A 25099-nucleotide genomic window follows, 5' to 3' on the forward strand; every position below is an offset into this window, starting at 1 on the left:
CTTAAACCGTTGAAAATCAATAAACTATTACGTTTTCGTAAATTCAAAAATCAAGACTTTGTTGAGATAAAAAACGCAAATAAATTATGGTAAAAATGACAATATCCAAATTAAAACATATTATTTTTTCACTATACTTATATTTAATTGGTTTTTATTGTATAATTGCAAGTTATTAAATTACTTTTAACATTTCGAAACCACTTTCTCACTGTACTGCCACTTTATTTAATCATATATTTATACTAACTACCCTAATTATTAAAAGTTGCTAATCATCAGCTCTTAAACTATTTTTGAATTACAAAAAGATTAACCATAACTATTTTTTTTACCCTAAACCAATCCAAAAACATGCGAAGAATAGTAATTCTGTATTTTTTCATTGCGGGTTTTTCTCTATCTGCAAAAGAGACAAATCCTGTTCTAGAAGAATTAGATAAAGTACTCCTCAAAAAGGAAACATACTTAAAACAGAAGTATCGTAAAATAGAAGCTTTAAAGAAAAATGTATCCAAGTTTACTTTGAGCCAAAACAACGATCTTCTCTATGATAATTATATGCTGTTGTTTGAAGAGTATAAATCTTTTAAATACGACTCTGCTTACTACTATTTAGAACAAGCTAAAATCAAGGCAATTGTTCTAAAAGATCCCAAGTATCTGGCTAAAAGCCGCATTAAAGAAGGATTCGTATTGCTTTCGTCCGGTCTTTTTAAGGAAGCAATTGATACACTAAATGTAATCGACGATAAAAAGCTCGATCTTAAAAACAAATTCGAATTCTACTCTATAAAAGCGCGCGCTTATTATGATTTAGCCGATTATAACAGGGACCAACGCTTTAATATACATTATGTACAACAAGGAAATCATTTCCTGCAAAAGGCGTTGGCCTTAATTGGTACCAATACTAATGAGTATTGGGCGGCAGAAAGTTTAAAACGCCTGAAACAGCAAGATTGGCGTGGCGCAGAATTTGCTTTTAGTTATTGGATCAATAATTATAAATTACCTCCGGATTATTACGGTATTGCAACTTCAAGCCTGGGTTATATTTACTCTGAAAGAGGATATACAAAAAAAGCCATTCATTATCTGGCTCTTGCCGCTATTGCTGATGTTAAAAATGCGACAAAAGAAACTGTGGCATTGAGAAATTTAGCCAATGAGCTTTTTAAAATGGGCTATCTCGACAAGGCCAATGAGTATATTAATATCGCCATGGATGATGCAACGTTTTATAATGCTAGGCATCGAAAAATAGAAATTTCGTCGATATTACCTATTATCGAAAAAGCACAATTGAATAATGTAAAGGAGAAAAATGATAAACTGGAAAGAATTATTATACTATTAACGATTTTGACTTTGATTATTATTCTGTTTTCTATCATTATTTTCAAACAACTAAAAGAAAGAAATAAAGCCAGAAAAATAATGGCTTCGTCATATGCGCAACTTCAGGAAATGAACATTAGCATGAGTGAAGCAAATAAGATTAAAGAAGAATATATTACGTATTTTATTAAGGCAACTTCAGCTTTCATTAATAAAATAGATCATCTGCAAAAAAGTACATTACACAAGATCATAACTAAGAAAACAGATGAAGTTATTGCGAGTTTAAAGCGTTATAATGTTAAGGAAGAACGCGAAAATCTCTTTCATCAATTTGATGAAATCTTTTTGAAATTATTTCCCACTTTTGTGGCTGATTTTAATCATTTATTCCCAAATGACCATAAATGCATCGTTAAAAAAGGAGAACTTTTAAATACGGAACTCCGCATTTTTGCTTTGTACAGATTAGGAATTCAGGACAGCAATCAAATGGCAGAATTTCTGGAACTTTCTGTGGCTACAATTTATACGTATAAAACGAGAATCAAAAGCAAATCTGATTTTAAAGATTCTTTTGAAGAGAAGATTATGGCGATAAAAACGATTTAAATTATTTGGCCAAGGGTTAAACGGGTTAAAACAGATTTACACAGATTTTTTTTAAAATCTTTGGAAAAAAAATAGCCACGACCCGAACGATCAATGTCATTAAGTTAAACGTTTTTGGAAAATAAAATTAATCGCGCAAAGGCGCTAAGATGCAAAGTTTAAACACAATAATGTCCTCCGATTAAATCTTTGCGATTTTGCGAAAGATTTAATCGGAAAACATTATTGCTTTTTTCTTAACTTAATGACATTGCCCGAGCGAGAGCGAATAAGCCACGCTATTCACGAATTTTCACATACTGATTGTACATAATAATTCGTCAATTCGTGGCTAACTTTTTTAATCTTTATAAAAAATCTGTGATAATCCGTTTAATCCGCATAATCTGTGGGCTATTTTTTATTCTGAAACTTCTAATTGAAGGACCACGTTTTGATATCGGGTACTTAATGAAAATAGCTGCTCGGCAAAAATCATAATGGCAAGCGGAACAAAGAAAAACGAGATTAGATTTTCTTCGTATAAAAAGTAAGTCGTTACAATAAAAATGCGTCCATATTCGAGATAATATATCCATTTTCGCTGTTCTAACAAAGCACCACAATTCACTAAAGTGATCAGAATAATCAAAAGCACAAATACCTTATCAACAGCATTCAAATATTCAAAATAATACGTAAAAACGGTTAAAAACAAAGTGCAAACTCCTAACTGAATATAGAGATAATTTTTGAATCGAAGTCTCTGATGCGGATTGGCTTTGTCTTGCAGAAAACGTTTCTCTAATATTGGCCTTATATCCTGATCCATATGAGCAGGACTTCCAAAAACGGCTTTCCATTTGGCTTTAAAACCTTTAGAACGTTTCCATAATTCATAGATTTCGAAATAATAATGAAAGTGCTGCCACAGAAAACTATAACTTTTTAAAGGATGTGTCAATCCATATTTGGGTTTTTCCTCTTCTTCCTGGAAAGTTCCAAAAATACGATCCCAAAAGGTAAACATATCACCATAATTTTTATCCAAATATTTTTCGTCAGAGGCATGATGGATTCCGTGAATAGATGGTGTTACAAAAACATATTCCAGCCATTTTATACGTTCAATAAGCTGCGTGTGTGTAAAAAAAGAATACGCTCCGTGAACAATTAACATTGTAATAACCATAGACGGATGAAAACCAACAAACGGAAGTACGCACCAAAAACCTGTTCTTACTATTGCCTGAAAGGTTGTAATTCTTGCTGCTGCAGTAAAATTAAATTCTTCGCTGTGATGGTGCACGATATGCGCCGCCCAGAAAAAATTGACTTCATGCCCTAACCGATGGTACCAATACCAAACAAAATCAGTCGCAAGAATTAAGGCAAACCAAACAAAAACATTACTTGGTATGTCAAAAATTCTATAATTATCATAAATCAAATAATACAATTGATAGAAGCTTGCCGCAATAAATAAATTGATCAATCGCTCTGCAATACCAATGCTAATATTCGAAACTGAACTTTCATAATTAAAAATTTCCGGTCTCTTTTTTCGTTGCGCTAATTTATATTCTAAAAACAAGAATAGAAAAAAAGCGGGCATTGCAAAAGCTAGAAAATTAATATGTTTCATTTTAAAAATTACTTTTTTGATTTAAAAAAAACTTAATACATTTTACTATAAACACTGGGACAATTATTTTTAACACATAGAAACATAGCTTTTGCTTACTCAAAAAAAAGGACGTTTCACTTATCTAAATTCACATAGCAACTATGCGAAAGAAATGTATTTCTTTTTGTATCCTTTATTTCACATAAATTCCTATGTTTCTATGTGTTTAATAATTTTTCACGTCATACAGTGCATTACTATTAACTTAAAACAAAGATATTTTCATTGATTAATACTTCTTTTTTGAAAAAATAGTAATCAATGAAAACAGTCTTTATATTCTAAAATCTAATTTTTAATTTTGCTTAAATTTTGGTTCAGCCAACGCTACTTCTTTTACAGACTGTGTATCGGCTACTTTTTGCAAAGCAATTATATAAGCTGCAATACGCGGTGTCACATTATGCTTTGCTGCAATTCTAAAAACGGTTTCGAAACCTTTTTCCAGAATATCTTCCAAACGGGTATTAATTTGGTGAATTCTCCAGGATTCTAATAGTGAATTTTGAAGCCACTCGAAATAAGAAACAGTTACTCCCCCAGCATTTGCTAAAATATCAGGAACTACCAAAACATTATTATCATGCAATATCTGATCAGCATCAGAAGAAACTGGCCCGTTTGCACCTTCTACTATGATTTTAGCACGAATATTATTGGCGTTTTTTTGCGTGATAACATCCTCTTTAGCCGCAGGAATCAGTACATCGACATCTAATAATAATAAATCCTCATGTTTGATAGCAATTGAATTTGGATATCCTTTGATACTTTTATTATTTAGATTATAGTATAAAATTAACTCCGGAATATTTAATCCTTCAGGATTATAAAAAGCTTCAGAAACATCACTAACAGCTACTACTTTTAATCCTTTTTCGAACAAAAACAAAGCGGAGTGCAATCCTACGTTACCAAAACCCTGAATTGCAACACTCGATTTTGCTGGTCTTAATTTTAATTTTTGAAGCGCAAGCAAAGTAATAATACTTACCCCTCTTCCTGTGGCTTCTACTCTGCCTAAAGAACCGCCTGAATGCAAATGTTTTCCGGTTACAACGGCGTGAATCGTTTTGCCGTGAACTAATGAAAACTCATCCATCAACCACCCCATTTCGTCAGGGCCAGTTCCCATGTCCGGTGCAGGAACATCTTTTTCAGGTCCAAAAATATCAGCTAAAGCTTTTGTATAAGCTCTCGTAATTTTTTCTAATTCAGTTTTAGAAAGTAATTTAGGATCACAAATAATTCCGCCTTTTGCTCCTCCAAACGGAATTCCGGTTACGGCTGATTTCCAGGTCATCCAGGCTGCAAGAGCTTTTACTTCATCCAGATTTACAGCTGTATCATAACGAATCCCTCCTTTTGAAGGCCCTAAAGCTGTATTATGGATGACACGATATCCTTCGAAATTTTGTTCTTTTCCGTTGTCTAACCTAATAGAAAAATTAACAACAATTTGTTTTTCAGGTCGTTGTAGTTTTTGTCTGATCGATTCATCTAAATTAAGAATGTCAGCAGCGATATTAAAACGATCAATCATCGATTGAAAGGGATTCTGTTTTATTAATTCTGTACTCATGATATATTTTTTTTAATTTGGGTTATTTGGTATCTTTTTAAGTCTTTAAAAGCTTTTGTAATTACTCAAAAGCTATTTTATTTATTCTTCATTAATTAATGACGACATCCGCAACATGGAATTTTAATAAGACAGCATTGCATTATGATATTGGTATTTCTATTTGATCTCATTTTATTTGTTTTTTAATAGTTCTAAAAAAAGCCTTTCATGGTGCATGAAAGGCTAAAAAAAAAAATAACTAACAAGTACTTTCTCTATTAACGCCATTTCATCACGTAGTTTTGCATGCAACACATCGTGGTACTGCATTTGAACGGGATGATATATAGACTATAGTTTTTCATTGTTACTGCAAATCTATAAATATATTTCTTATATTCTATAGAATTAGTCGAGTTTATTTTCAATATAATAAAAACATAACACAAAAACACCTGTAAATTAACGATTTAAGAGTTAAAAAAAAAATTATTTAAACTGGGAGATAACAATCAAAATAATAGAAATCAAAGCCAAAAAGATTCCAATAAAATTAATTTTTGATAGTTTTTCCTTAAAGAATAACAAACCAACAAGACTTCCTAAAATGATCACTCCCATATTCATTCCGGCAAAAACTGTTGAAGGATTTTCGGCGAAAGCTTTATGTGCTTTCAAATAAAACAGAATATTTCCGAAATTAAAGACGCCAACTAAAGCTCCAAAAAGAATATTTTTAGATTTTAATTTTACCTTTTTAAAGCCAATTTCATAGACAGAAATTAAAATTGCAACGGCCAAAGCAATACAAAAAACTACAAATAAAGAGGTAGGATAAGGTAAAGTGGTATAAAGTGCTACTTGCTTAAAAAGAATGTCGATTACCCCAAAACCAACTAAAACAGCTGCGGGTAAAAACCATTTATTTTGTGTGTTTTCAGATTGTTTTCTCAGGATAAATAAAAGGGCAAGAAAACCAACAACAATTCCCACTACTTTATAAGAATTAAACTCTTCCTTAAAAATCAGCCAGGCAGCTAATATTGGTATAAATAGAGATAAACGCTGGGCTGCATCTGTTTTTACGATTCCCATGTGCTTTATTGATGCTACTAAAACCAATAAAATAAAAGGTAATAAAACGCCAATTGCAATATAGATGTTCCAAGGTGCATTTGCGTCCACTTCTGCCAGATTTGGACTAAAAGTAAAATAGCAAAGTGCTAAAGCTGTCAAATAATTAATTGCTACAATCTGAATTGGATTGCCATTGTATTTTCTGGTAATTTTGAAAATTACGCCCACAATTACACTACAAAGAATACTTAAAACAAGGAACAACATAGGATTAAATTTTGGGTACAAAAATAGTACTTAAACTCCTTTTGTTTTATTTTTTTTACCGCAAAGTCAGCAAAGTTTTTTTTTAATTAAGCAGTTTTAATAAAACACAAAGTTCCAAAAGCTTTTTGCTGAAGCTGTCTTGAGAACTTTGCTGTAAAATTTCCATTTTTTAGGTCTTTAAAAAAGTTTAATCACTCTTTAACCAACCTGTAATACTCATTCTTGTGTTTTGGGTAACCAAAACTTCATGAACCAGTTCATTACTTTTAAAGAAAACTGTCTTGCCCTGAGTTGGTGAGATTTTTTGATTATTATTTTCCTGATGGATCATTAGTTCTCCTCCATCGCTTTCCTGCCAATTGCTATTAAGATAGGTAATCATGGAATACTTACGGCTTGGATTATTTTTAAACTGATCTAAATGCTTTAGGTAAAAATCTCCTTTTTCATATAGCGAATAATGAAATTCATAACCGGTAATTCCGGTGAAGCAACTTTCATTGAGATACTGTACAAAAGCATCTATTTTATCAAAAAACTCATTTTCAAAAACATTATCATGCTTTTTATCCAACCAATATATCGAATCACTCCTGATAGCTCCATCATAAGACAGTTTCTCTGAGTTTCCGATTCCTGCTGCCTGCAGTAAGCTTTTTTGATTTAAATCAAGTAAATTTTGTTTTAAATGATTGGCTAATTCCGGGCTAAGAAAATATTCTGCAATACCTACTTTATTCTCTATATAAGAAGCAATTAAATCTTCGAAACTATCATCCATTTTGATTTTGGGAAAAACTGCAAATACAGTCAACGGAGCAAGGTAGAATAATAAAAAATGGTAATGGCATTTTTAAAAATAATAAACTTAACTGGCTTTACATAAGTAAGCTTAGTATTACAATTCACTTCTGTAACCGCAAAAATAAACCCGACAGGTTTTTTGAACCTGGCGGGTTTGACTAACAAAACGTTGAGTTACAATTTACTGATATAACTTCCGTACATATCCTTAAACTGATGTCCTTGTGCAAAACGATCTTTGCTTAATTTTTTATATTCTACCAATCCCCACAAAATAAATTCTTTCATAAAATATTGGTCTTTTTTATCTAATTGTGGCTGATATTTTTTCAATAAAGTATCCAAAGGCGTTACTTCATCTAAAATTGCCTGATAATCCTTATCTGAAGCATCATCTAATAATTCGAAACCACTTTCAGCAAAGAACCATTCAATCAAATCTGAATATGGCGTTTTTTCTCCTGGTTTTTCTAATTTTTCAATCTTAGGCAAAAGCGTTGGGAATAAAGTTCTGATCGCCGATCCAATTAAATTTTGCGCTACTGCAGCCGCTCCCTCCTGCTCTCCTTCATATACCAATTCTACTTTTCCGGTAATCGCAGGAATAATTCCAATGAAATCAGACAAACGCAAAGTAGTTTTATCTACTCCTGCTTTTAGTGCGCGACGTTCTGCCGTACTCATTAAATTCTCGAAAGCCGTGATACTCATTCTAGCACTTACACCACTTTTATTGTCGATGTATTCGCTGTCACGAGCTTCAAAACTTATTTGTTCCAAGATATCTTTGGCTAAACTTGGCACATAAACTAATTTGTGTTGGGTTTCGTCTAACTTCGCTTCTTGTTGTGTAATTGTTCTGGCAATAGCAACACTTTCCGGATAATGTGTCAGGATTTGAGAACCAATTCTATCTTTTAACGGCGTAACAATACTTCCTCTATTGGTATAATCTTCAGGATTGGCCGTAAATATAAATTGCAAATCAAGCGGCATTCTTAATTTAAATCCTCTAATCTGGATATCTCCTTCCTGCAAAATATTGAACAAAGCTACCTGAATTCTTGCCTGTAAATCTGGCAACTCATTAATAACGAAAATGCAGCGATTCGCTCTTGGGATCATCCCAAAGTGAATTACGCGATCATCAGCATATGATAATTTAAGATTTGCGGCTTTTATCGGGTCAACATCTCCAATTAAATCGGCTACGGTAACATCCGGTGTTGCTAGTTTTTCAGAGAAACGTTCGCTTCTGTGCAACCACGAAATTGGCGTTTCATCTCCTTTTTCATCAATTAGGTCTTTTGCAAAACGCGAAATTGGATTCAACGGATCATCATTGATTTCTGAACCTGCCACAAACGGAATGTATTCGTCTAACAATTCGACCATTTTACGCGCCAAACGTGTTTTTGCCTGACCACGAAGTCCTAATAAATTTATATTATGACGAGATAGAATAGCACGTTCTAATTCCGGGATTACAGTATTTTCGAAACCATGAACACCTTCAAAAACCGGTTTCCCTGATTTTATTTTCTCACGAAGATTATTTCGCAATTCGTCTTTGATACTTATGCTTTGATATCCTGCGGCTTTTAATTGTCCTAATGTGTTTATATTTTTTATTTCCATTTTTATTGAAATATGTATTTTGTTATTTATTGTTTTTGTGAAAAGAATTGTGTCTTCACTTTGAGGAGATACAGTGCTGTGCGCCTCTACGTATATTCGTTGTGCGCTTCGACTCCGCTCAGTGTGACAATTAGAAACCTTTTTCACTTTGCTTCTTTGAACCTCTGAACCTTTGTAACTTTGAACCTATTTAACGAACTCTCTTCTTCCTATTTGTTTCATAATCTTCAAAAATCATTTCTCCCAAACCTTTTAGTCCGGTGTAAAATGCTTTTCCCTGATTGGCTTCGGTAAATTGATTGACAAAACGCTGTAAATACGGATCGTTTGCAATCATAAATGTTGTAATTGGTATGTGTAACTTTCTAGCCTGCTGTGCTTGTGTGTAACATTTGTCTACGATGTATTCGTCAAGTCCGTTACTATTCATATAATACGAACCATCACGTTCGCGCACGCAACTTGGCTTTCCGTCAGTAATCATAAAAATTTGTTTATTGGTATTTCGCTTTCTTCGCAAAATATCCATTGCCAATTGCAAACCTGCAACTGTATTAGTATGATAAGGACCAACTTGTAAATACGGTAAATCTTTGATTGGAATTGTCCAGGCATCGTTTCCAAAAACCAAAATATCAAGTGTATCTTTTGGATAACGGGTTGTGATTAATTCGGCTAAAGCCATTGCTACTTTCTTGGCTGGCGTAATTCTGTCTTCACCATACAAAATCATACTATGGCTGATGTCGATCATCAAAACCGTACTCATCTGGGCTTTGTATTGCGTTTCTTCTACTACCAAATCATTTTCAGTCAGCATGAAACTTTCGACGCCATTATTAATTTGGGCATTTCGCAAACTTTCTGTCAGTGAAATTCGTTCTAAACCATCGCCAAAATTAAATTCGCGGAATTCTCCGGTATGCTCATCGCCATTTCCGGCATGTTTGGTTTTGTGATTTCCTGTTCCGGAACGCTTCAAATTTCCGAAAATCTGATCTAATGCTTGTTGTCGAATGGCGCGTTCTGTTTTAGCAGTGATTCCAAAACCACCTGTTCCATCCTCTTTAACCTCGTCTTTTATGTAACCTTTCTTTTTTAAATCTTCGATAAAATCATCGATTGTGTAGTTTTCATCAGTCAGTTTATATTCTTTGTCCAACTCCCGAAGCCAGTCTATAGCTTCATCAAAATCGCCCGAAGTATGGGTGATTAACTCTTTGAAAATGCCAAAAAGTTTTTCAAACGGAGACTGAAATGGGGCTTCGTACGTCTTAAAATAAAAACCTTTTTTAAATTCGTTTTTCATAATTCTAAAATTACGCTATTTTAGAATTATGAAAAAAGAAACGTTTACTAATTTTTAGTTAAAGTATTTCAATAAAATTAGCCGAAATTGGCAAGAAGTATATTAATTATTCAAACTTTCCATCGACATAATACCAAGCACCATTTTCGAATCTGAAGGTCGAAAATTCATAATGCACCTGAGGATGATTATTTGAATCAAGAAAATAAGCTTTGAATTCGACTGTGTTTTCAGTAGAACTCAAAATTTCCAGTTTTTGCCATTTATTGGCGGTTGCCCAATTTAGGATTTCTGTTTTTGAGTAATGCTTTCTTTCAGAAATATAAGTAGTTTCTAAAAGATAATCGGCATTATGAGTTGCATACGCCGAATACCTAGATCGCATTAAAGCTAAAGCCGTTGGTGCTTTTTGATTGTTTTCAAGATACAATTCGCAACAATCTTTAAACAATAAACCAGTATCGCAGAAACATTTATACTCCATCAACTTGCTCTTCGCCGTTAATCTTTACATGCAGCTGATTCAATAATACCTGATATCTGCTGATTTCTCTTAAATCTTCGTCTTCTTCTGCATGATCTAACATTTCGTCTAAAGTTTCATTTACTTCAAGTAATTTGTTGTTTGCTTCTCTATTATTTTTTGCAGCAATTAAATCAATAATTTCCTGTACGCTTGCTTTTAAATCTTCGAATTTCATATTTATGTGTGTTTTTTGTTTCAGGTTTCTTTTGTTTCAAGTTCTAGCAAAGTAACTTGAAACAAGGAAAATTTGAAACTTTTTTATTCTTCCTTTTTATCTTCGTTGAACTTTTTGATAATCTCTTTTAGTTTTTCCTTACGTGCAATTTCAGCCTGTTTTACTTTGTTTTGGGCTTTGTGCAATTTGTCATTGTGCTTTTTAATATTTCTTTCGTTGTTGCGTCCCATTATATTTCTCTTTTAATTTCGTCTAAAGTTTTCTCTGTGTAAATTAATTCGTTGATAATTTGCTTTCGTAAATCATCGATATCATCATAATCAAAATGTTTTGCCCATGATGTTAGTTGCTGCAAATTCCTGATTTGTTTAATGCGTTTCGTGGTTTCAAAACTGGTTCTCAGAATGGCTTTACTATTATATTTTGGATTCTTTTTATGCTGATAGGTTACTGCATTTTTATCAAAATCAGCTTCTATATAATAGAGCTTTTCTTCGGCATTATCAGGATAAAACTCATTCCATGCAGCAAAACCTATTTTAGTTTTTGATTCGGTTTCAGGTTCACGCGCTATCAAACGCCATTTACTGTTGGCTAATCTTCCCCAATGATTTGAAATGCGATACATTCCGGTTTCAGTGTAATAATAAGTACTTCCGGCTTTGCTTTCAAACTGTTTCTTTAAACCTTCGATTTCGCTTGAAAGCACTTCGTGAAAAACACAAAAGGTATTTTTGAACGAATTAGGATGTGGCTTGAAGTTTTTTTGCATGTGCAAATATACTCAGATTGACCAAAACTCCCTAAAACAAACATAAATTGATTAACTTTGTACCTTTAATTTTAAAATAAAAAAGTCATGTCTAAGGATTCACAAGAAAAAATGTTGCAAAAAGGAGTTTATACTGGCATCATGGAGAAAGATGAAAACAACAATTATTTTTGTGGTGAATATCTTTTAGATTATAAAATCGCACATGCTAATCATGCTATTGGCGATTTGATTACTATTAAATCTGTTATCGAAAATCCAAGCGATATTAGTTATGATAAATATCCAAAGAAATCAAAAAACTTCCATAAAGCGAATCAGAAACCTGAGGATAAGTAAAAATTTGTTTTTTTAGTTTAAGGTTTTCTTTGTTTCAGGTTTGAAATGAGAGTTTAACCGCTAAGAGCGCTAAGTTTTTCATTCTATTGTAGAATGTTTAAAAAATATAAAGTTCGCAAAGCTGGCTGAATACCTGGTTTTGCGAACTTTGCGTTTTAATAGAATTCATAAAAAAACTTTGCGTCTTTGCGTGATTAAATTTTAAGCATTGTTAAACTTAATTGAGAATTCACGCAAAGGCGCAAAGCTAGATTAACACAATCCCGATAGGTATCGGGCAATGTCATTAAGGAGGAATCTATTAAATTACTTAACAGTTTAATCAGAAAAGTAATTAGAAAATCCGTTTTTATCAGCGTTTTCGCTTTAGCGAATCAGTAAAATCAGCGTCTAATTTTGACGCGGATAAAACAGATTTACTTCGTAAAAACGCGGATAAAAACGGATTTGATTTGCAATATATTTTTTTTTAAAAGCGTAACTTAATAACATTGAGCTATTTGTATTGCACTTTGCGTTTCTATAAAATTGCTTGATAAAAAACTTTGTGTTCTCTGTGGTAAAAACAACCTCTTTCAAACTTTTGAAAACTAAACATTTTATGAAACCTAATGCCCTAGCCCCGATAGAAGTGAAAATCCTTTTGTGGCGGGGTTCGCCACAAAAGATTGGAACGTATAGCGGGAAATAGCTCCTCATTATAATTAAGCAAACAAGAAACCTACTTCTGCCCGTTCACAATGAATATTTTAGATATTTTTCGAATATTTTTTGCTTCAAAAGTAAAAAGTTAAAAAAAAGTGTACCTTTGCAAAAAATTTGTCTTTTGAACAATTAATTTCAATTTCAAACTAATAGACAAGTAGTTACCTTATTTATGAAAAAAATAGTTGAATACCGCAAGTTACTAAACGTAGACAAAACTGCAGAGTTAAAAGATTTAAAAACAATCTACCGTAATGCAATGAAAGAATCTCATCCTGATAAATTTCAAGGTGATGATGCTGGATTGAAAGATGCAGAAGAAAAAAGTAAAGCTATCATTGAAGCTTATCACTTTTTGGTAAGCATTAATCCTGAGACAATTAAAGCAAATTTACCTGAATATACTGAAACTATCGCAACTTCGGCAATTACTGATTATAAATTTGTTGAAGGTCGTTTGATTATCGATTTTTCTAACGGAAGTGTTTACGAATACATTAGTGTTCCTAAAGCAACTTACGTGAAAATGGTAAATGCTGATTCTCCTGGAAGATTCGCAAAAAGACACATTTTGAACTCTTTTACATGGAGAAAGAAAACTAATCAAGAATAGTTTTACACCAAAATATTTACAAAAGCACTCCCTAACAAGAGTGCTTTTTTTATGCACAAAAATCAAAAAATTATCTATTTAGATTCATAATAATAATATAATTAAGAGTTTAAAATGAAATTAAGCCCGCAAACACCCTGATTATATGCGAATTAAACCTGAAAAAACTATAACAAAATTTTAGGTTACAAAATTCTGTATGTTTTATAATTTTAGATACTTTTGTTGCACAAATCAATTAACTAATTAATTTTTTATAATGAAAAAAATACTTTTTTTACTAACCGCTTCTGTAGCGATTATTTCATGCAGCAAAGTTAAAGACGGAGAATACCTAATTACTGGAACTGCAACAGGAATTGAAAACGGAAAAACAATCATTCTTCAAGGTCAGGATCCTACTACTAAGATGGCAGTATCTCTTGATACAGTAAAAGTTGAAAACGGAAAATTCGAAATAAAAGGAAAAGTAACTGAACCAGCTTTCCATACTTTAATAGTACAAGGTGCAAACGGACCAGTTCCTTTTATATTAGAAACAGGAGAAATCACTATTGCAATTGACAAAGACAGTATTCATAAATCTAAAGTTTCTGGAACTTACAACAATGATGAGTACGTAAAATTCAACGAGGATTTGACTAAAACTCAAAAAAGTTTAATCGACTTCCAGAAAAAGAATACTCAAAAAATGCAACAAGCTCAACAAGCTCAGGATACAGCTACTGTTAATGGTTTGATGAAACAATACATGACTCTTCAAACTGAAGTACAAGCTAATTCTAAAAAGAAATATTTAGCTTACGCTGAAAGTCATCCTAAAGCTTACATCTCTGCTTTGATTATTCAAAGTATGATTTCTGATCCAAGCGCTGACATAAAAAAAACAGAAAGTTTATACAATGCTTTAGATGAGTCTGTAAAAAATACAACTCCTGGAAAAGAAATTAAAACAAAACTAGGTCAAGCAAAAATGCCTGCAGTTGGTGCGTCAGCAGCTCCTGTTGGTAGCCCTAACTGAAGATCAGATTTTTCAGCTCCTAATCCAGAAGGAAAAGTAGTTTCGCTTAAAGAAAGTTTAGGAAAAGTTACTATTGTTGATTTTTGGGCTTCATGGTGTGGACCATGCAGAAAGGAAAATCCGAATGTTGTAGCAATCTATAAAGAACTACACTCTAAAGGATTAAATATTATTGGTGTTTCTCTTGATAAAGAAGCAGCAGCATGGAAAGAAGCAATTGCTAAAGATGGTTTGACATGGACTCAGGTTTCTAATCTGAAGTTTTGGGAAGAACCAATTGCAAAACAATACGGAGTAGAATCTATTCCGGCAACTTTTATTCTTGATGCATCAGGAAAAGTGGTTGCTCAAGACTTAAGAGGTCCTGAATTAAAAGCAAAAATCTTAGAGCTTTTAGCTAAATAATACCGATATTAAGAATACAACAAAAAATCTCCCTAGTGGAGATTTTTTTTGTTTTATTGAATACCATTGAATAAAAAAAATTTAAACTAAATTATGTCAGACAGATGTATGAACTTTTAGATATAACCTGTTTGCATTAACAAACCCAATTTTCTAATCGATTTAAAGATCGTTTTGTTTAAAATCATACTTTGTTCTGCTTTTAATTAAACAAAGCAGAATAAGCTTTAAAATGAGCTAGCATAAAAAAGCTTTTTATCAGGATCGCTTTTCTATCTAAAATTTTAAAAGATGTATTTTCTAAAATTTAGAAAACAGAAATATTTAGATAATTTTATTCTTAATTCATCAGGAAAAGTAATCGCTCATAGCCTAAAAAGTTTAAAATTAAAATCAGATACAGCATAAATACACCTACGAAAATTCCTATATTTAAAAACAAATCAAAAAAAAGTTTCGATTTGATATTTTTTATTTTATTCAATTTCAACGAATTAAAAAATAACTTTAAAATTGCTTAAAATTAAGTTCCTTTTTTGTTTGTAAACATTAAAAACGTTCTTATATTTGCAACCGCTTAGCAAAACAAAGCGCATCAATACAAGCTTCGGGGAGATACTCAAGCGGCCAACGAGGGCAGACTGTAAATCTGCTGTGTGAACTTCGCAGGTTCGAATCCTGCTCTCCCCACGGAAAGGCCAAAAAGGCGGAAAACTTAAAGTTTTCAATCTTTTCAAAAAGCCTCAAAAAATGTCTGAAGACCTGCAAATTCAAGGATTTGCAGGTTTTTTTTATTTTAGGCCTGTTTTCAATATTTATAAATCCTCACAAAATTAAAGGGGATGAAGCGCAAAGCTTGGGGAGGAAATGTCAAAATAAAATAAGAACTTTGTAATCTAAGAATTTTATATGACCCCTATAGAACTTTTGAAGTTTATGCTTCCTGATTTTTTAGTAGAACATTTTGAAGTAGTTTCATCTACTAATAGCGAAGAAATATTACACCTCTATTTTGAAGAGAATGCTAAACCTCCAGAAGAGTTTAGTGATCTTCAATTAGTCTCAAAGGGTTTTCAAGATGAGATTACCATACAGGACTTTCCTCTGAGGGGTAAGTTCGTGTATTTACATATCAAAAGACGTCGCTGGACTAATAAAAATACAGGTGAGATCGTTAAAAGAGATTGGAATTTAGTAGCTAAAGGAACCCGCATGACTCAAGAGTTTGCGGCTTTTTTAAAAGAAATTAATAGATAAAACTGCTATTGACTGTCGTACCATTGGAGGTTTCTTTGGAGTCAATGGGAAAAAATTACAAAGACAATACAAAAAATTTTTAAGCTCCTTTAGTACGTGGGCTCCACGTGAACATGCGCATGAGTGGATTATTTATCCTGAAAATATAGGTACTCACTTGTCAATTGATGAAGTAGCCTTGTCTCAGGGTGAGCTTTTTACTATTGTAACCAATAAGGAAGCTACAATTGACAAGTTATATTTTCTTAAAAAAATAAGTCACCAAAGCAAGAGCAAAGCCAAAAAAACAAGAAATTAAACGTAAAAATGTTTGTACTCCAAATCAAAATATGGAATTAAAAATACCAAATCAATCTAATTTTTTAAGCTATTTTTTTGTAATTGAAATGAACAATCAATCTGTTGTCTACTAATGTTATCCCAGGAGCTTTAGAGGCAATATAACCAGCTTCTTGCTTTTGATATAAGGATGAAACAATGCCTGATAACCTGACAGTAGCCCCATCCACTTTTACCATTATATCTTTAGACCTGATTGACCAGTTTCGTGCAAGAGCCTGCTCAACGTCCCTTTGTTCAACAGTGTCGTGAAGTTTAGATTGGACTATAATATCGTTAGTGATACTTTTGACCCCCTTAATATATCCTAAAAATGCCTGAGCCGAGAACTTTTGATAAAGATATGGCACTACTCCGGTAAGGGTTACCTTTCCATTTTCTAACTTTACCTCTATACTGCTTCTGGGTATAGACCAGTTATTATCTAAGACGCTCATGATTTGTTTGAAAAGTTTGCTATGGGATTCAGGCGATGTGACATGAGTTGGAACTTCCATTTTTACAACAACATCTTTTACACCCATAACATTTTTTACTGCATTTTCTGCCTCTATTTTTTCACCAAAAGTATCAACTATTCCCGTAAGGGTCACTACGCCGCTTCTAACCCCTATCACTATTTTTGACGATTGTAATGAGGGTATCCAATTCAGGGCAGCCTGTACTTTTTTTTGTAATTCTGAATCTGTTTTCATAAGCAAAGTTTTTTATTTCTCTCAAATAATAGTCATTAGTCAATACTGTTTTTTTATGCCCAATAATAATTTGTGTGATCCGTAATTTCTTTATTTTTCGAGTTTCCAGTTTTCGGATATTAAATTCTCTATTTGCCCTGAGATGTTAATTTTCTAAATTTTAACTATCATTTTACCCTGATTGGTTCCTTCAAACAAATCCAGAAATGCCTGTGGGATATTATCAAAGCCTTCGATTATTGTTTCACTATAGATAAGCTTGCCTTCTTTAAACCATGAAGTCATTTTTTTTTGCGTCTCAGCGAAATGTTCTGTAAAATCGCTAACTATAAAACCAGTCATTGTAGCGCTCTTAGTCAATAGTAAAGGCTGTAAACGCGGTCCTGTTGCCGCGGCAGTATTATTGTAGAGTGAAATAGCACCGCACACCGGCAGTCTGGCATATTTATTAATATTGGCCAGTACAGCATCGGATATCTCTCCCCCAACATTGTCAAAGTACACATCTACACCCTGGGGGCAGTATTTTTTAACAGCCTCATTAAGATCGGTAACAGTTTTGTAATTAATGGCGTGATCAAATTTAAATTTTGATTCCAGGAGTGTTACTTTTTGGTCAGAACCTGTAATTCCCACAACTCTGCATCCAAGAAGTTTGCCTATCTGTCCCACAACACTGCCAACTGCCCCAGCGGCTCCAGATATCACCAGGGTTTCACCTGCTTTTGGCTTGCCCGCTTGTATAAGTCCCAAATAAGCTGTCAGGCCTGTCATCCCTAAAATCCCCAGATATACAGAAAGCCCACTCCCCTGATCGGTAATTTTAGTTAGGCCTTTTCCCTTAGAAACCTGATATTCTTTCCAGTCCAGATTACCTGAAACAAAGGTCCCTGTTTTAAAATCAGCATTTTTACTTTCCACAACCTCTGCTATAACAGCTGATTGTATGGGCTTATTTAATTCGAAAGGCGGCACATAAGATTTGATATCATTCATCCTTCCACGCAGGTAGGGATCTACAGAAATATATAATGATTTTAATAAGATCTCACCCTCTGAGACAACTGGTATTTGTTCTGTAATCAATTTAAAATCATTTAAAGCTGGTTTTCCAACAGGACGCTTTGCTAAAAGAATTACTTTATTCATAATATTTTTATTTATTGGTCTATTTTCTATTTTCATCTTTTACCTAAACTAAGGACGAATAATACAAGTATGAGCCCCGAAGCAAATAAATCAATATTCCAGTAAAAGAAATCGGGAGTATATGCTCCCGACCCTACGTATTAGTCGATTAGCGCATAATCATATTCCACCACCAGATTATTTTCCACACTCCATACTCCAGGGGTATCCCAGGCAATACGGGCAGCCTCATCTTTTTGGTATAAAGAGGTAACTGTACCGGTAAGGGTTATTTTTGTTCCTGATACAGATACGGTTATATCTTCTGCATTAATGGACCAATGTCTTGTAAAAGCATCCTCAACACGTTTTTTTTCAAGGGTATCATGTGCTTCTGATTTGATGTTTATATCGTTGGTTATACCTTTAACACCTGAAAGTCTGGCTACAGCACTTTTAGCTGCGTCTTTTTGGTAGTGCCATGCAAGTTCGCCATCAAGGGTAACCCATCCATCCTCTACTTTTACGTTGATCTGATTATTAGGAACAGACCTGTCATCTTTTAATGCTTTTACTACCTCGGCAGCAATTTCATTATTGGTTTTTAAAAAATTGCTGGGATATTTAACATTGATTTCTTCCACCACAGCATTAACGCCCGCTACTCCTTTGGCAGCTGTTTCTGCCTCTGTTTTTTTGTAGTATCCGTCAACAGTACCTGTTAGGGTTACTATAGCGTCTTTTACCGTTACACCAATTTCAGCAGCATGAAGGGACGGCTGCCATTTCATAGCATCCTGTACATCTTTTTGTAATTCCTGATTTGTTTTCATTATATAACTGTTAACTTTATATCATTTGAGTACCTTACTTTAAGGAGCTTTCAGATAATTTCCTAACAGCAAAGTTGTGACTTTATAATAGCCAGGGAAATGACAGTGATCATGTATCTGTGTGATTTATAGCACTATTTAACAAGCTGCCTGTTATCGATTTGCAGAATCAATAACTATTTGAAAAAAAAGATGTATAAAAAAGCAGTATACCTTTTGTTGTATATCACTAAAGTTTGAGTAGTATGAAATCCATAAAATGACTGGATAATATATTTTGTACCCTCAAAATTAAATCAAAGTTCTATATGTAAATGAGCACTGGAGTAACTATGCACTACATATAGTGAAACAGGCATCAGGGAAACTTATTTGTTGCCACTGCCTACATAATGGATGGTAAAATGAAGTAAAAGAGCCCTGGAAATACGCATTATTGGAATCTGCAGGCCAAAACAAATGATGATAAAGAATCCCAGCATCATTTCTAAAGAAAGCGAATAAGTCTCTTTCAAAAGAAATCCAAGAAAAATCATGGGCACAAAAACAATGAGTACTATAGGATAACTAATCCATAGTGCGGCGGAATAAAACCCAGGCTCGATCCTGAAATCCTGATTGCAGCACGAACATCTCTCGGGCATTTTTAAAATGGACTTAAAAACAAAAAGCCCCGGTCTGGTAAATAAATTCCCCTTATAACATCGAGGGCATTTTAATGCAAAAATGTTGTATAATTTTGTTATTTCTCTCATGGGTCAGGTAAGTTATTATAATTTAATCCAGAGAGCCCAATTAAGAGCTGTCTGGATTAAGCAGCTAATGAAACATACTACATATTATCGACAACTGCCTGGCCGAATTCAGAACATTTCACAAGGGTTGCCCCTTGCATCAAACGCTCAAAATCATACGTAACGATTTTATTGCCGATTGCGCCTTTTAGTCCCTTTACGATAAGATCGGCCGCATCCTGCCAGCCCATATACTCGAGCATCATGACCCCTGAAAGGATTTCAGAAGACGGATTTACCTTGTCAAGATCCTTATACTTAGGCGCCGTACCGTGTGTGGCTTCAAAAATAGAAACCCCTGAGGCGTAATTGATATTGGCTCCGGGCGCTATCCCTATTCCTCCCACAATAGCGGCCAGGGCATCAGAGATGTAATCTCCGTTAAGATTTAGTGTAGCAATCACATCATACTGCTCAGGCCTTAAGATGATCTGCTGTAAAAACGCATCTGCTATTACATCTTTTATAATTACTTTATGTCCGTATTTTTCCATAATAAGCCACGGACCTCCCTCATACTCTTTGGCTCCAAACTCGTCTTTAGCCAACTGATAGCCCCATTCTTTGAACTGTCCTTCGGTAAATTTCATAATGTTTCCTTTATGCACGATAGTCACAGAGTCCTTCCTGAAATCAATGGCATGCTTGAGAGCTGCTCTTATCAGGCGCTCACTTCCTTCTTTGGAAACTGGTTTAATACCAATGGATACTGTATTGGGAAACCGAATGTTTTTAACCCCCATATCATCAATAAGAAAGTTTTTTACCTTTTCCAGCTCCGAAGTTCCTGCCATCCATTCGATGCCGGCATAAATATCTTCGGTATTTTCCCTAAAGATAATCATATCAACTTTTTCGGGCGCTTTTACCGGAGAAGGTACCCCTTTGAACCACTTTACCGGTCTTACACACGCATATAAATCCAGTTTTTGTCTCAGCGCAACATTCAGTGATCGCATACCGCCTCCAACAGGAGTGGTCAAGGGCCCTTTAATAGCCACCAGAAACTCCTCAATATCTTTAATAGTCTGGTCCGGAAGCCAGTTTCCTGTTTTTTCAAAAGCTTTTTCACCGGCATATATTTCCTTCCACTGGATCTTTCTGCTGCTCCCGTAGGCTTTTTGAACTGCAGCATCGAAAACCAATCTTGAAGCTTTCCAAATATCCGCCCCTATGCCGTCTCCCTCAATAAAAGGAATTATAGGATGGGAAGGCACGACGAGTCTGCCGTTTTGAATACTTATTTTATTTTCGTTCATCATACTGTAAATTTTTGAAAAAAAGTTCCACGCAGACTTTCCTTGGTTCAACTTTATTTTCGTTATTTAACCTTCGCTATTGACTTACTTAATTAAACGTAAGAAGCACAGCTAATTTTTACAAATATATAACAAATGTTATGTATTTAATTAATAAATGTTATATTTGTTTTATGAAAGATTTCTTTTCCCAATTTGATTTCCAGAGTAACCTGCTCTTTGAAGACCTAACGGAGTCAGAAAATCAGGCTGTTCAAAACGTTATGGAACCTCTTGTTATAAAAAAGGGCAGTATGCTTTTTTATGAAGGGGGCATCCCTACTGGTATCTATCAGATAAAGCAAGGCAAAGCCAAAAAATTCAAACGGGGTTTTAGCGGTGAGGAACAAATATTTTACATTTATACCCAGGAAGATGTACTGGGTTATCATGCCCTGCTTGGACAGGAACGATATCAGGACTCGTGCGAGGCTCTCGAAGATTTAAAAGTAAATTTTATAGCTAAGGAAGATTTCCTTAGACTGCTTAATGAAATTCCTGCCTTGCAGCAAAAACTCATTAAAAACATCGGTCACGAATTTGGTGTTCTGGCCAACATCATTGCTGTACTGGCACAAAAGAACCAGAATGCACGTTTGGCGCTGTTTTTACTCCTTTTGGAAAACAGGTTCAATCGAAACTCCCCAATAGTAAAAGGCATAGACCTGACGCGTGATGATCTGGCGAACCTTATCGGCACATCACCCGAAAGCCTGGGCAGAAGCCTTAAGCAATTTAAGGAACAGGGCTACATTGAAACTGACAAAAGAAATATTTATATAAAAGACAGCCTACAGCTCGAGCAGCTCCTGCAGGTGAAAACAGACTGATTTTTACCTCCGTAAAAATAGACCAGCCGCCTATTTTAAAAAATGACGAAGATTACCTTTTGGGGTGATCTTCGTCATTTTTGTTTTTTTTACTTCCTCTTAACTTGCTCTCTGATACCTAACAACCAATACATGGAGATGCAAGTACAGAAAAAAAAAGCAGCTCTTATCGTGGCCCATCCTGATGATGAAACCCTATGGGCTGGAGGAATGCTGCTCAGTAATCCCCATTGGGAGTGCTTTATAGTATGCCTTTGCAGAAAATACGACCCTGACAGGGCTCCTAAATTTTATAGAATGCTCGAAGTACTGCAATGCACAGGTAACATGGGCAATCTGGACGACGGACCTGACCAGATACCTCAAGATAAATCAGAAATCGACCGCCTAATACTGCAATTATTACCTGCAGAACACTATGATATCATCCTTACTCACAATCCGCTAGGCGAATATACAAGGCATCTAAGACATGAAGAAACAGGCTGCTCTGTAATAGGACTCTGGGATGAAGGAAAAATTTCATGTGATGAGCTTTTGGTGTTTGCCTACGAAGACCACAATAAGCAATATTATCCCAAAGCCATGCCAAATGCTGATATTCAATTAACACTTCCATCTGAAATCTGGCAGAAGAAATATGAAATTATGACCCAAATATACGGCTTTACCACCGATAGCTGGGAAGCTCAAACGACTCCAAAAACAGAAGCATTCTGGAGATTTTCCAGCAAAAAAGACGCCCATAACTGGCTTAAAGAAACAAAACTATGAAAGTACTTGTATTATACGATTATCCGCCCACACCCGGTGGTCTTGCTACCCAGGGGGACCTGCTCTATAAAGGCCTTCTGGCCAATGGCGTGGAGGCGCATGCAGTTCATCTAGAATCAGCTCTTGAAAAGCAATGGTATTACAACTGGTTTAAACCCGATGTTGTGGTAGGCACCGGTTACTGGGGGCATACGCCACAGCTGGTGCTGCATCCTCAAAAATTCGGTATCACGGCTGTACCCTGGCTCGTGGCCGACGGCTATATTGCCAATTACCAAAATGTACTCAATGGCTTGCCGCTGATACTGGTCACTTCCAACTGGGTAAAGGAAATGTATGTAAGGGATGGCATTAGCGGTGATAATATTGAGGTCCTTCCCGTGGGCTGTGATACCGACGCCTTTAGGCCTTATGATGTAAATGATCCAAAAGTAATCGCAGCGCGCAAAGCTCTTGAAATAGATCCGCAGGATCAGCTCCTGCTGACCATTGGCGGGGACGCGGCCTCCAAAGGCGCCCGTGAGGTCATGGAAGCACTGGCTATTGCAGGGAAAGAGCTGCCACCCTGGAAGTATGTCTGCAAGGTCTGGCCACAGCCCAGAACTGCCCTTCAGAGCAATCTGGATCAAAAGCTTGCCGAACAGCTCGGGATCAGCAAAAACGTGATATTCCAGACCAGTATCATCTCAAGAAATTTTATTCCGTATCTGTTAAATGCCTGCGATATCTATGCCGCCCCATCAAGGCTCGAAGGATTTGGCATGCCCCAGGTGGAAGCAGGCGCCTGCGGCAAACCCGTAATCGGGATTAAGGCAATGGGAATGCTTGATACCCTTATAGACAACCAGACTGCCTGCCTGGCGGGTATAGGACAAAAAATAGTAGTCAATGAAGTAACCCTGGGCAACGAATCAGGTTTTGAGGAAAACAGGCGAATTGTATTTGATGAGCCCAGAACAGTAGATTACCGCGCCAATGTAGCGGATATAAAAGATGCCCTTGTCAAATTAATGAACAATAAAGACCTGCGCGGACAAATGGGAACCGCAGGGCGAAAACGGGCAGTTGAAAACTTCGACTACAGGATTGTGGCAGCGAAATTTATAAAAATCATCAATGAAAGACTCCAAATATATTAAATTCCACAGCTCATGGGCAAAAGAAACTGGACAGAAATAGAACTAGCAAAAAGTGCAGCCCTACAGGTACTGCTGCACAATGTAAAAGGTCCCTTTGAGGGGCTTCCCAGAACTGCGGCATGGGGATATCCCGAGCCTTATACGCGGGATTTAATGATTAGTATCCTTGGTGTTGCCGTATCCAAAAATGAAGAGTTAATCACAGCGATGCAGAAAACACTTCAGGTGCTTTCTAAAAATCAGTCTCTCAGGGGAAACATTCCTTCACTAGTCCACGATCCTGACAATAGAGGAGCAAGCGATACCACGCCTCTATTTTTACTGGCAGTGGGCATTTTCCGAAAATTAACAGGAGAAAAGGATTTTCTGGAAGAGGCAGTCCAAAAGGCATTAACCTGGATGGAGTACCAAAGTCCTTCTGATGATTATCTTGTGGCTCAACAGCCTACAAGTGACTGGCGTGACGAGCAATGGGTGTTAGGATATGGCTTGTATGTTAACACTTTGACCTACAGTCACCTCAAGATACTGGGGCATACGGAAAGGGCACTCGGACTGCAAAACGCAATGGAACATTTTACCATTACCACCCCTACAAATCCTACTCATCTGCATGAGGGGATGCTGATAAAACAAAAGCCCTATTACGCCTTATGGTCTTATAAAATATACAACAGTGAACGATTTGACCTCTTGGGCAACAGTCTGGCTATTCTCTCAGGACTTGCTTCTGAGCAGAGGGCAGATGAGATTGTGAAATGGATAGAAAATCAATGTGATATTATGATACAGAATAAAGATCTGGCCTTAAAACTGGCCCCGAATTTCTTCCCTTATATCCTGCCTGAAGATCCCGACTGGATCCCCAGATATGAGCAGTATAATCTTCCCGGGGATTATCACAATGGAGGTATATGGCCTTTCATTTCAGCCCTTCACATAGCAGCTCTGGTTCGGGCCGAAAAACAGGAACTGGCAAGAGAAAAATTATTCCTGCTTACCGACCTTATTAAAAAATCAAGAAACAAAGACCTCGATTATGGTTTTAATGAATGGTATAAAGCCCAGGATGGCGAGCCTATGGGGCAGGACTGGCAGAGCTGGTCGGCCTCCCTCTACCTTTACGCGGCAGAATGCGTAAAGACAAACAGCACGCCTTTTTTTGCATTCTGATGCTG

Annotated in this window: 24 protein-coding genes, 1 tRNA gene and 1 pseudogene; 11 read left to right on the plus strand and 15 right to left on the minus strand. The window is 35.3% G+C overall.

From position 1 onward, the window contains the following. Positions 1–354 precede the first annotated feature (354 nt). Entirely contained in the window at positions 355–1953 is a 1599-nt protein-coding gene (locus QLQ94_RS20210) for a DUF6377 domain-containing protein (RefSeq protein WP_482498358.1), read from the plus strand. 400 nt (positions 1954–2353) lie between these two features. Here the strand turns inward: QLQ94_RS20210 and QLQ94_RS20215 are convergent, their stop codons facing one another. The 10 genes from QLQ94_RS20215 to QLQ94_RS20260 form a co-directional block, all read right to left on the minus strand. After that, a complete protein-coding gene (locus tag QLQ94_RS20215) occupies positions 2354–3577 on the minus strand; it encodes a sterol desaturase family protein (RefSeq protein WP_271338445.1) in 1224 nt (407 codons plus the stop codon). Between the two features lie 337 nt (positions 3578–3914). After that, positions 3915–5201: a Glu/Leu/Phe/Val family dehydrogenase gene (locus QLQ94_RS20220; RefSeq protein WP_271338444.1), complete on the minus strand. Its 1287-nt coding sequence runs from the start codon at positions 5199–5201 to the stop codon at positions 3915–3917. 471 nt (positions 5202–5672) lie between these two features. Next, a complete protein-coding gene (locus tag QLQ94_RS20225) occupies positions 5673–6527 on the minus strand; it encodes an EamA family transporter (protein WP_271338443.1) in 855 nt (284 codons plus the stop codon). Between the two features lie 187 nt (positions 6528–6714). After that, positions 6715–7308: a 2OG-Fe(II) oxygenase gene (locus tag QLQ94_RS20230; protein ID WP_271338442.1), complete on the minus strand. Its 594-nt coding sequence runs from the start codon at positions 7306–7308 to the stop codon at positions 6715–6717. 197 nt (positions 7309–7505) lie between these two features. After that, the gene (locus QLQ94_RS20235; RefSeq protein WP_271338441.1) at positions 7506–8969 is read right to left on the minus strand and encodes a magnesium chelatase; all 1464 of its coding nucleotides are present in this window, start codon (positions 8967–8969) and stop codon (positions 7506–7508) included. A gap of 190 nt (positions 8970–9159) precedes the next feature. Further along, positions 9160–10278 carry a vWA domain-containing protein gene (locus QLQ94_RS20240; protein ID WP_131426799.1) on the minus strand — a complete coding sequence of 373 codons (1119 nt, stop codon included), beginning with the start codon at positions 10276–10278 and terminating at the stop codon, positions 9160–9162. 106 nt (positions 10279–10384) lie between these two features. Next, positions 10385–10762: a YchJ family protein gene (locus QLQ94_RS20245; protein ID WP_271338440.1), complete on the minus strand. Its 378-nt coding sequence runs from the start codon at positions 10760–10762 to the stop codon at positions 10385–10387. Next, the gene (locus QLQ94_RS20250; RefSeq protein WP_271338439.1) at positions 10752–10979 is read right to left on the minus strand and encodes a hypothetical protein; all 228 of its coding nucleotides are present in this window, start codon (positions 10977–10979) and stop codon (positions 10752–10754) included. The genes QLQ94_RS20245 and QLQ94_RS20250 overlap by 11 nt, the downstream gene beginning before the upstream one ends. A gap of 83 nt (positions 10980–11062) precedes the next feature. Further along, positions 11063–11209 (minus strand): hypothetical protein, encoded by a 147-nt coding sequence (locus QLQ94_RS20255; protein ID WP_089075917.1) that lies wholly within the window; start codon positions 11207–11209, stop codon positions 11063–11065. Then, the gene (locus QLQ94_RS20260; RefSeq protein ID WP_271338438.1) at positions 11209–11751 is read right to left on the minus strand and encodes a hypothetical protein; all 543 of its coding nucleotides are present in this window, start codon (positions 11749–11751) and stop codon (positions 11209–11211) included. Before QLQ94_RS20260 ends, QLQ94_RS20255 begins: the two co-directional genes overlap by 1 nt. 87 nt (positions 11752–11838) lie before the next feature. Here QLQ94_RS20260 and QLQ94_RS20265 point away from each other — a divergent pair, with 87 nt between their 5' ends. From QLQ94_RS20265 to QLQ94_RS20290, 6 genes and pseudogenes are all read left to right on the plus strand, one after another. Then, positions 11839–12090, plus strand: coding sequence for a hypothetical protein (locus QLQ94_RS20265; RefSeq protein ID WP_271338437.1), 252 nt, complete (start codon positions 11839–11841; stop codon positions 12088–12090). 877 nt (positions 12091–12967) lie between these two features. After that, the gene (locus tag QLQ94_RS20270; RefSeq protein WP_271338436.1) at positions 12968–13408 is read left to right on the plus strand and encodes a KTSC domain-containing protein; all 441 of its coding nucleotides are present in this window, start codon (positions 12968–12970) and stop codon (positions 13406–13408) included. 259 nt (positions 13409–13667) lie between these two features. Continuing rightward, positions 13668–14429 carry a DUF4369 domain-containing protein gene (locus tag QLQ94_RS20275; protein ID WP_271338435.1) on the plus strand — a complete coding sequence of 254 codons (762 nt, stop codon included), beginning with the start codon at positions 13668–13670 and terminating at the stop codon, positions 14427–14429. A gap of 18 nt (positions 14430–14447) precedes the next feature. Beyond that, positions 14448–14834 (plus strand): annotated as a pseudogene (locus QLQ94_RS20280) (peroxiredoxin family protein); the annotation flags it as partial. Between the two features lie 609 nt (positions 14835–15443). Then, positions 15444–15524 (plus strand) — tRNA-Tyr (locus tag QLQ94_RS20285). 219 nt (positions 15525–15743) lie between these two features. Then, positions 15744–16091 (plus strand): ISAon1 family transposase N-terminal region protein, encoded by a 348-nt coding sequence (locus QLQ94_RS20290; RefSeq protein ID WP_482498362.1) that lies wholly within the window; start codon positions 15744–15746, stop codon positions 16089–16091. A 362-nt stretch (positions 16092–16453) separates the two neighbouring features. On the opposite strand, the gene QLQ94_RS20295 is transcribed toward QLQ94_RS20290, so the two are convergent. The 5 genes from QLQ94_RS20295 to icd form a co-directional block, all read right to left on the minus strand. Next, positions 16454–17125, minus strand: coding sequence for a BON domain-containing protein (locus tag QLQ94_RS20295; protein ID WP_271337398.1), 672 nt, complete (start codon positions 17123–17125; stop codon positions 16454–16456). Positions 17126–17278: 153 nt separating this feature from the next. Then, positions 17279–18274, minus strand: a complete 996-nt coding sequence (locus tag QLQ94_RS20300) for an NADP-dependent oxidoreductase (protein WP_271337399.1) — start codon at positions 18272–18274, stop codon at positions 17279–17281. 140 nt (positions 18275–18414) lie between these two features. Continuing rightward, a complete protein-coding gene (locus QLQ94_RS20305; RefSeq protein ID WP_271337397.1) occupies positions 18415–19086 on the minus strand; it encodes a BON domain-containing protein in 672 nt (223 codons plus the stop codon). Between the two features lie 368 nt (positions 19087–19454). Next, on the minus strand, positions 19455–19841 hold the full coding sequence (locus QLQ94_RS20310) for a DUF983 domain-containing protein (RefSeq protein ID WP_271337396.1): 387 nt from the start codon (positions 19839–19841) through the stop codon (positions 19455–19457). Positions 19842–19918: 77 nt separating this feature from the next. Continuing rightward, the gene (icd, locus tag QLQ94_RS20315) at positions 19919–21190 is read right to left on the minus strand and encodes an NADP-dependent isocitrate dehydrogenase (RefSeq protein ID WP_271337395.1); all 1272 of its coding nucleotides are present in this window, start codon (positions 21188–21190) and stop codon (positions 19919–19921) included. A gap of 122 nt (positions 21191–21312) precedes the next feature. Here icd and QLQ94_RS20320 point away from each other — a divergent pair, with 122 nt between their 5' ends. The 4 genes from QLQ94_RS20320 to QLQ94_RS20335 all read left to right on the plus strand — a co-directional run bounded on the left by QLQ94_RS20320 (position 21313) and on the right by QLQ94_RS20335 (position 25094). Further along, positions 21313–22008, plus strand: coding sequence for a Crp/Fnr family transcriptional regulator (locus tag QLQ94_RS20320; RefSeq protein ID WP_271337394.1), 696 nt, complete (start codon positions 21313–21315; stop codon positions 22006–22008). Positions 22009–22140: 132 nt separating this feature from the next. Next, the gene (locus tag QLQ94_RS20325) at positions 22141–22782 is read left to right on the plus strand and encodes a PIG-L family deacetylase (RefSeq protein ID WP_271337393.1); all 642 of its coding nucleotides are present in this window, start codon (positions 22141–22143) and stop codon (positions 22780–22782) included. After that, positions 22779–23921: a glycosyltransferase family 4 protein gene (locus tag QLQ94_RS20330; protein WP_271337392.1), complete on the plus strand. Its 1143-nt coding sequence runs from the start codon at positions 22779–22781 to the stop codon at positions 23919–23921. The genes QLQ94_RS20325 and QLQ94_RS20330 overlap by 4 nt, the downstream gene beginning before the upstream one ends. Before the next feature lie 12 nt (positions 23922–23933). Beyond that, complete coding sequence (locus QLQ94_RS20335; RefSeq protein ID WP_271337391.1) at positions 23934–25094, plus strand: glycoside hydrolase 100 family protein; 1161 nt, start codon at positions 23934–23936, stop codon at positions 25092–25094. Positions 25095–25099: the final 5 nt, after the last annotated feature.

It is taken from the genome of Flavobacterium sp. B114r (assembly GCF_056824125.1).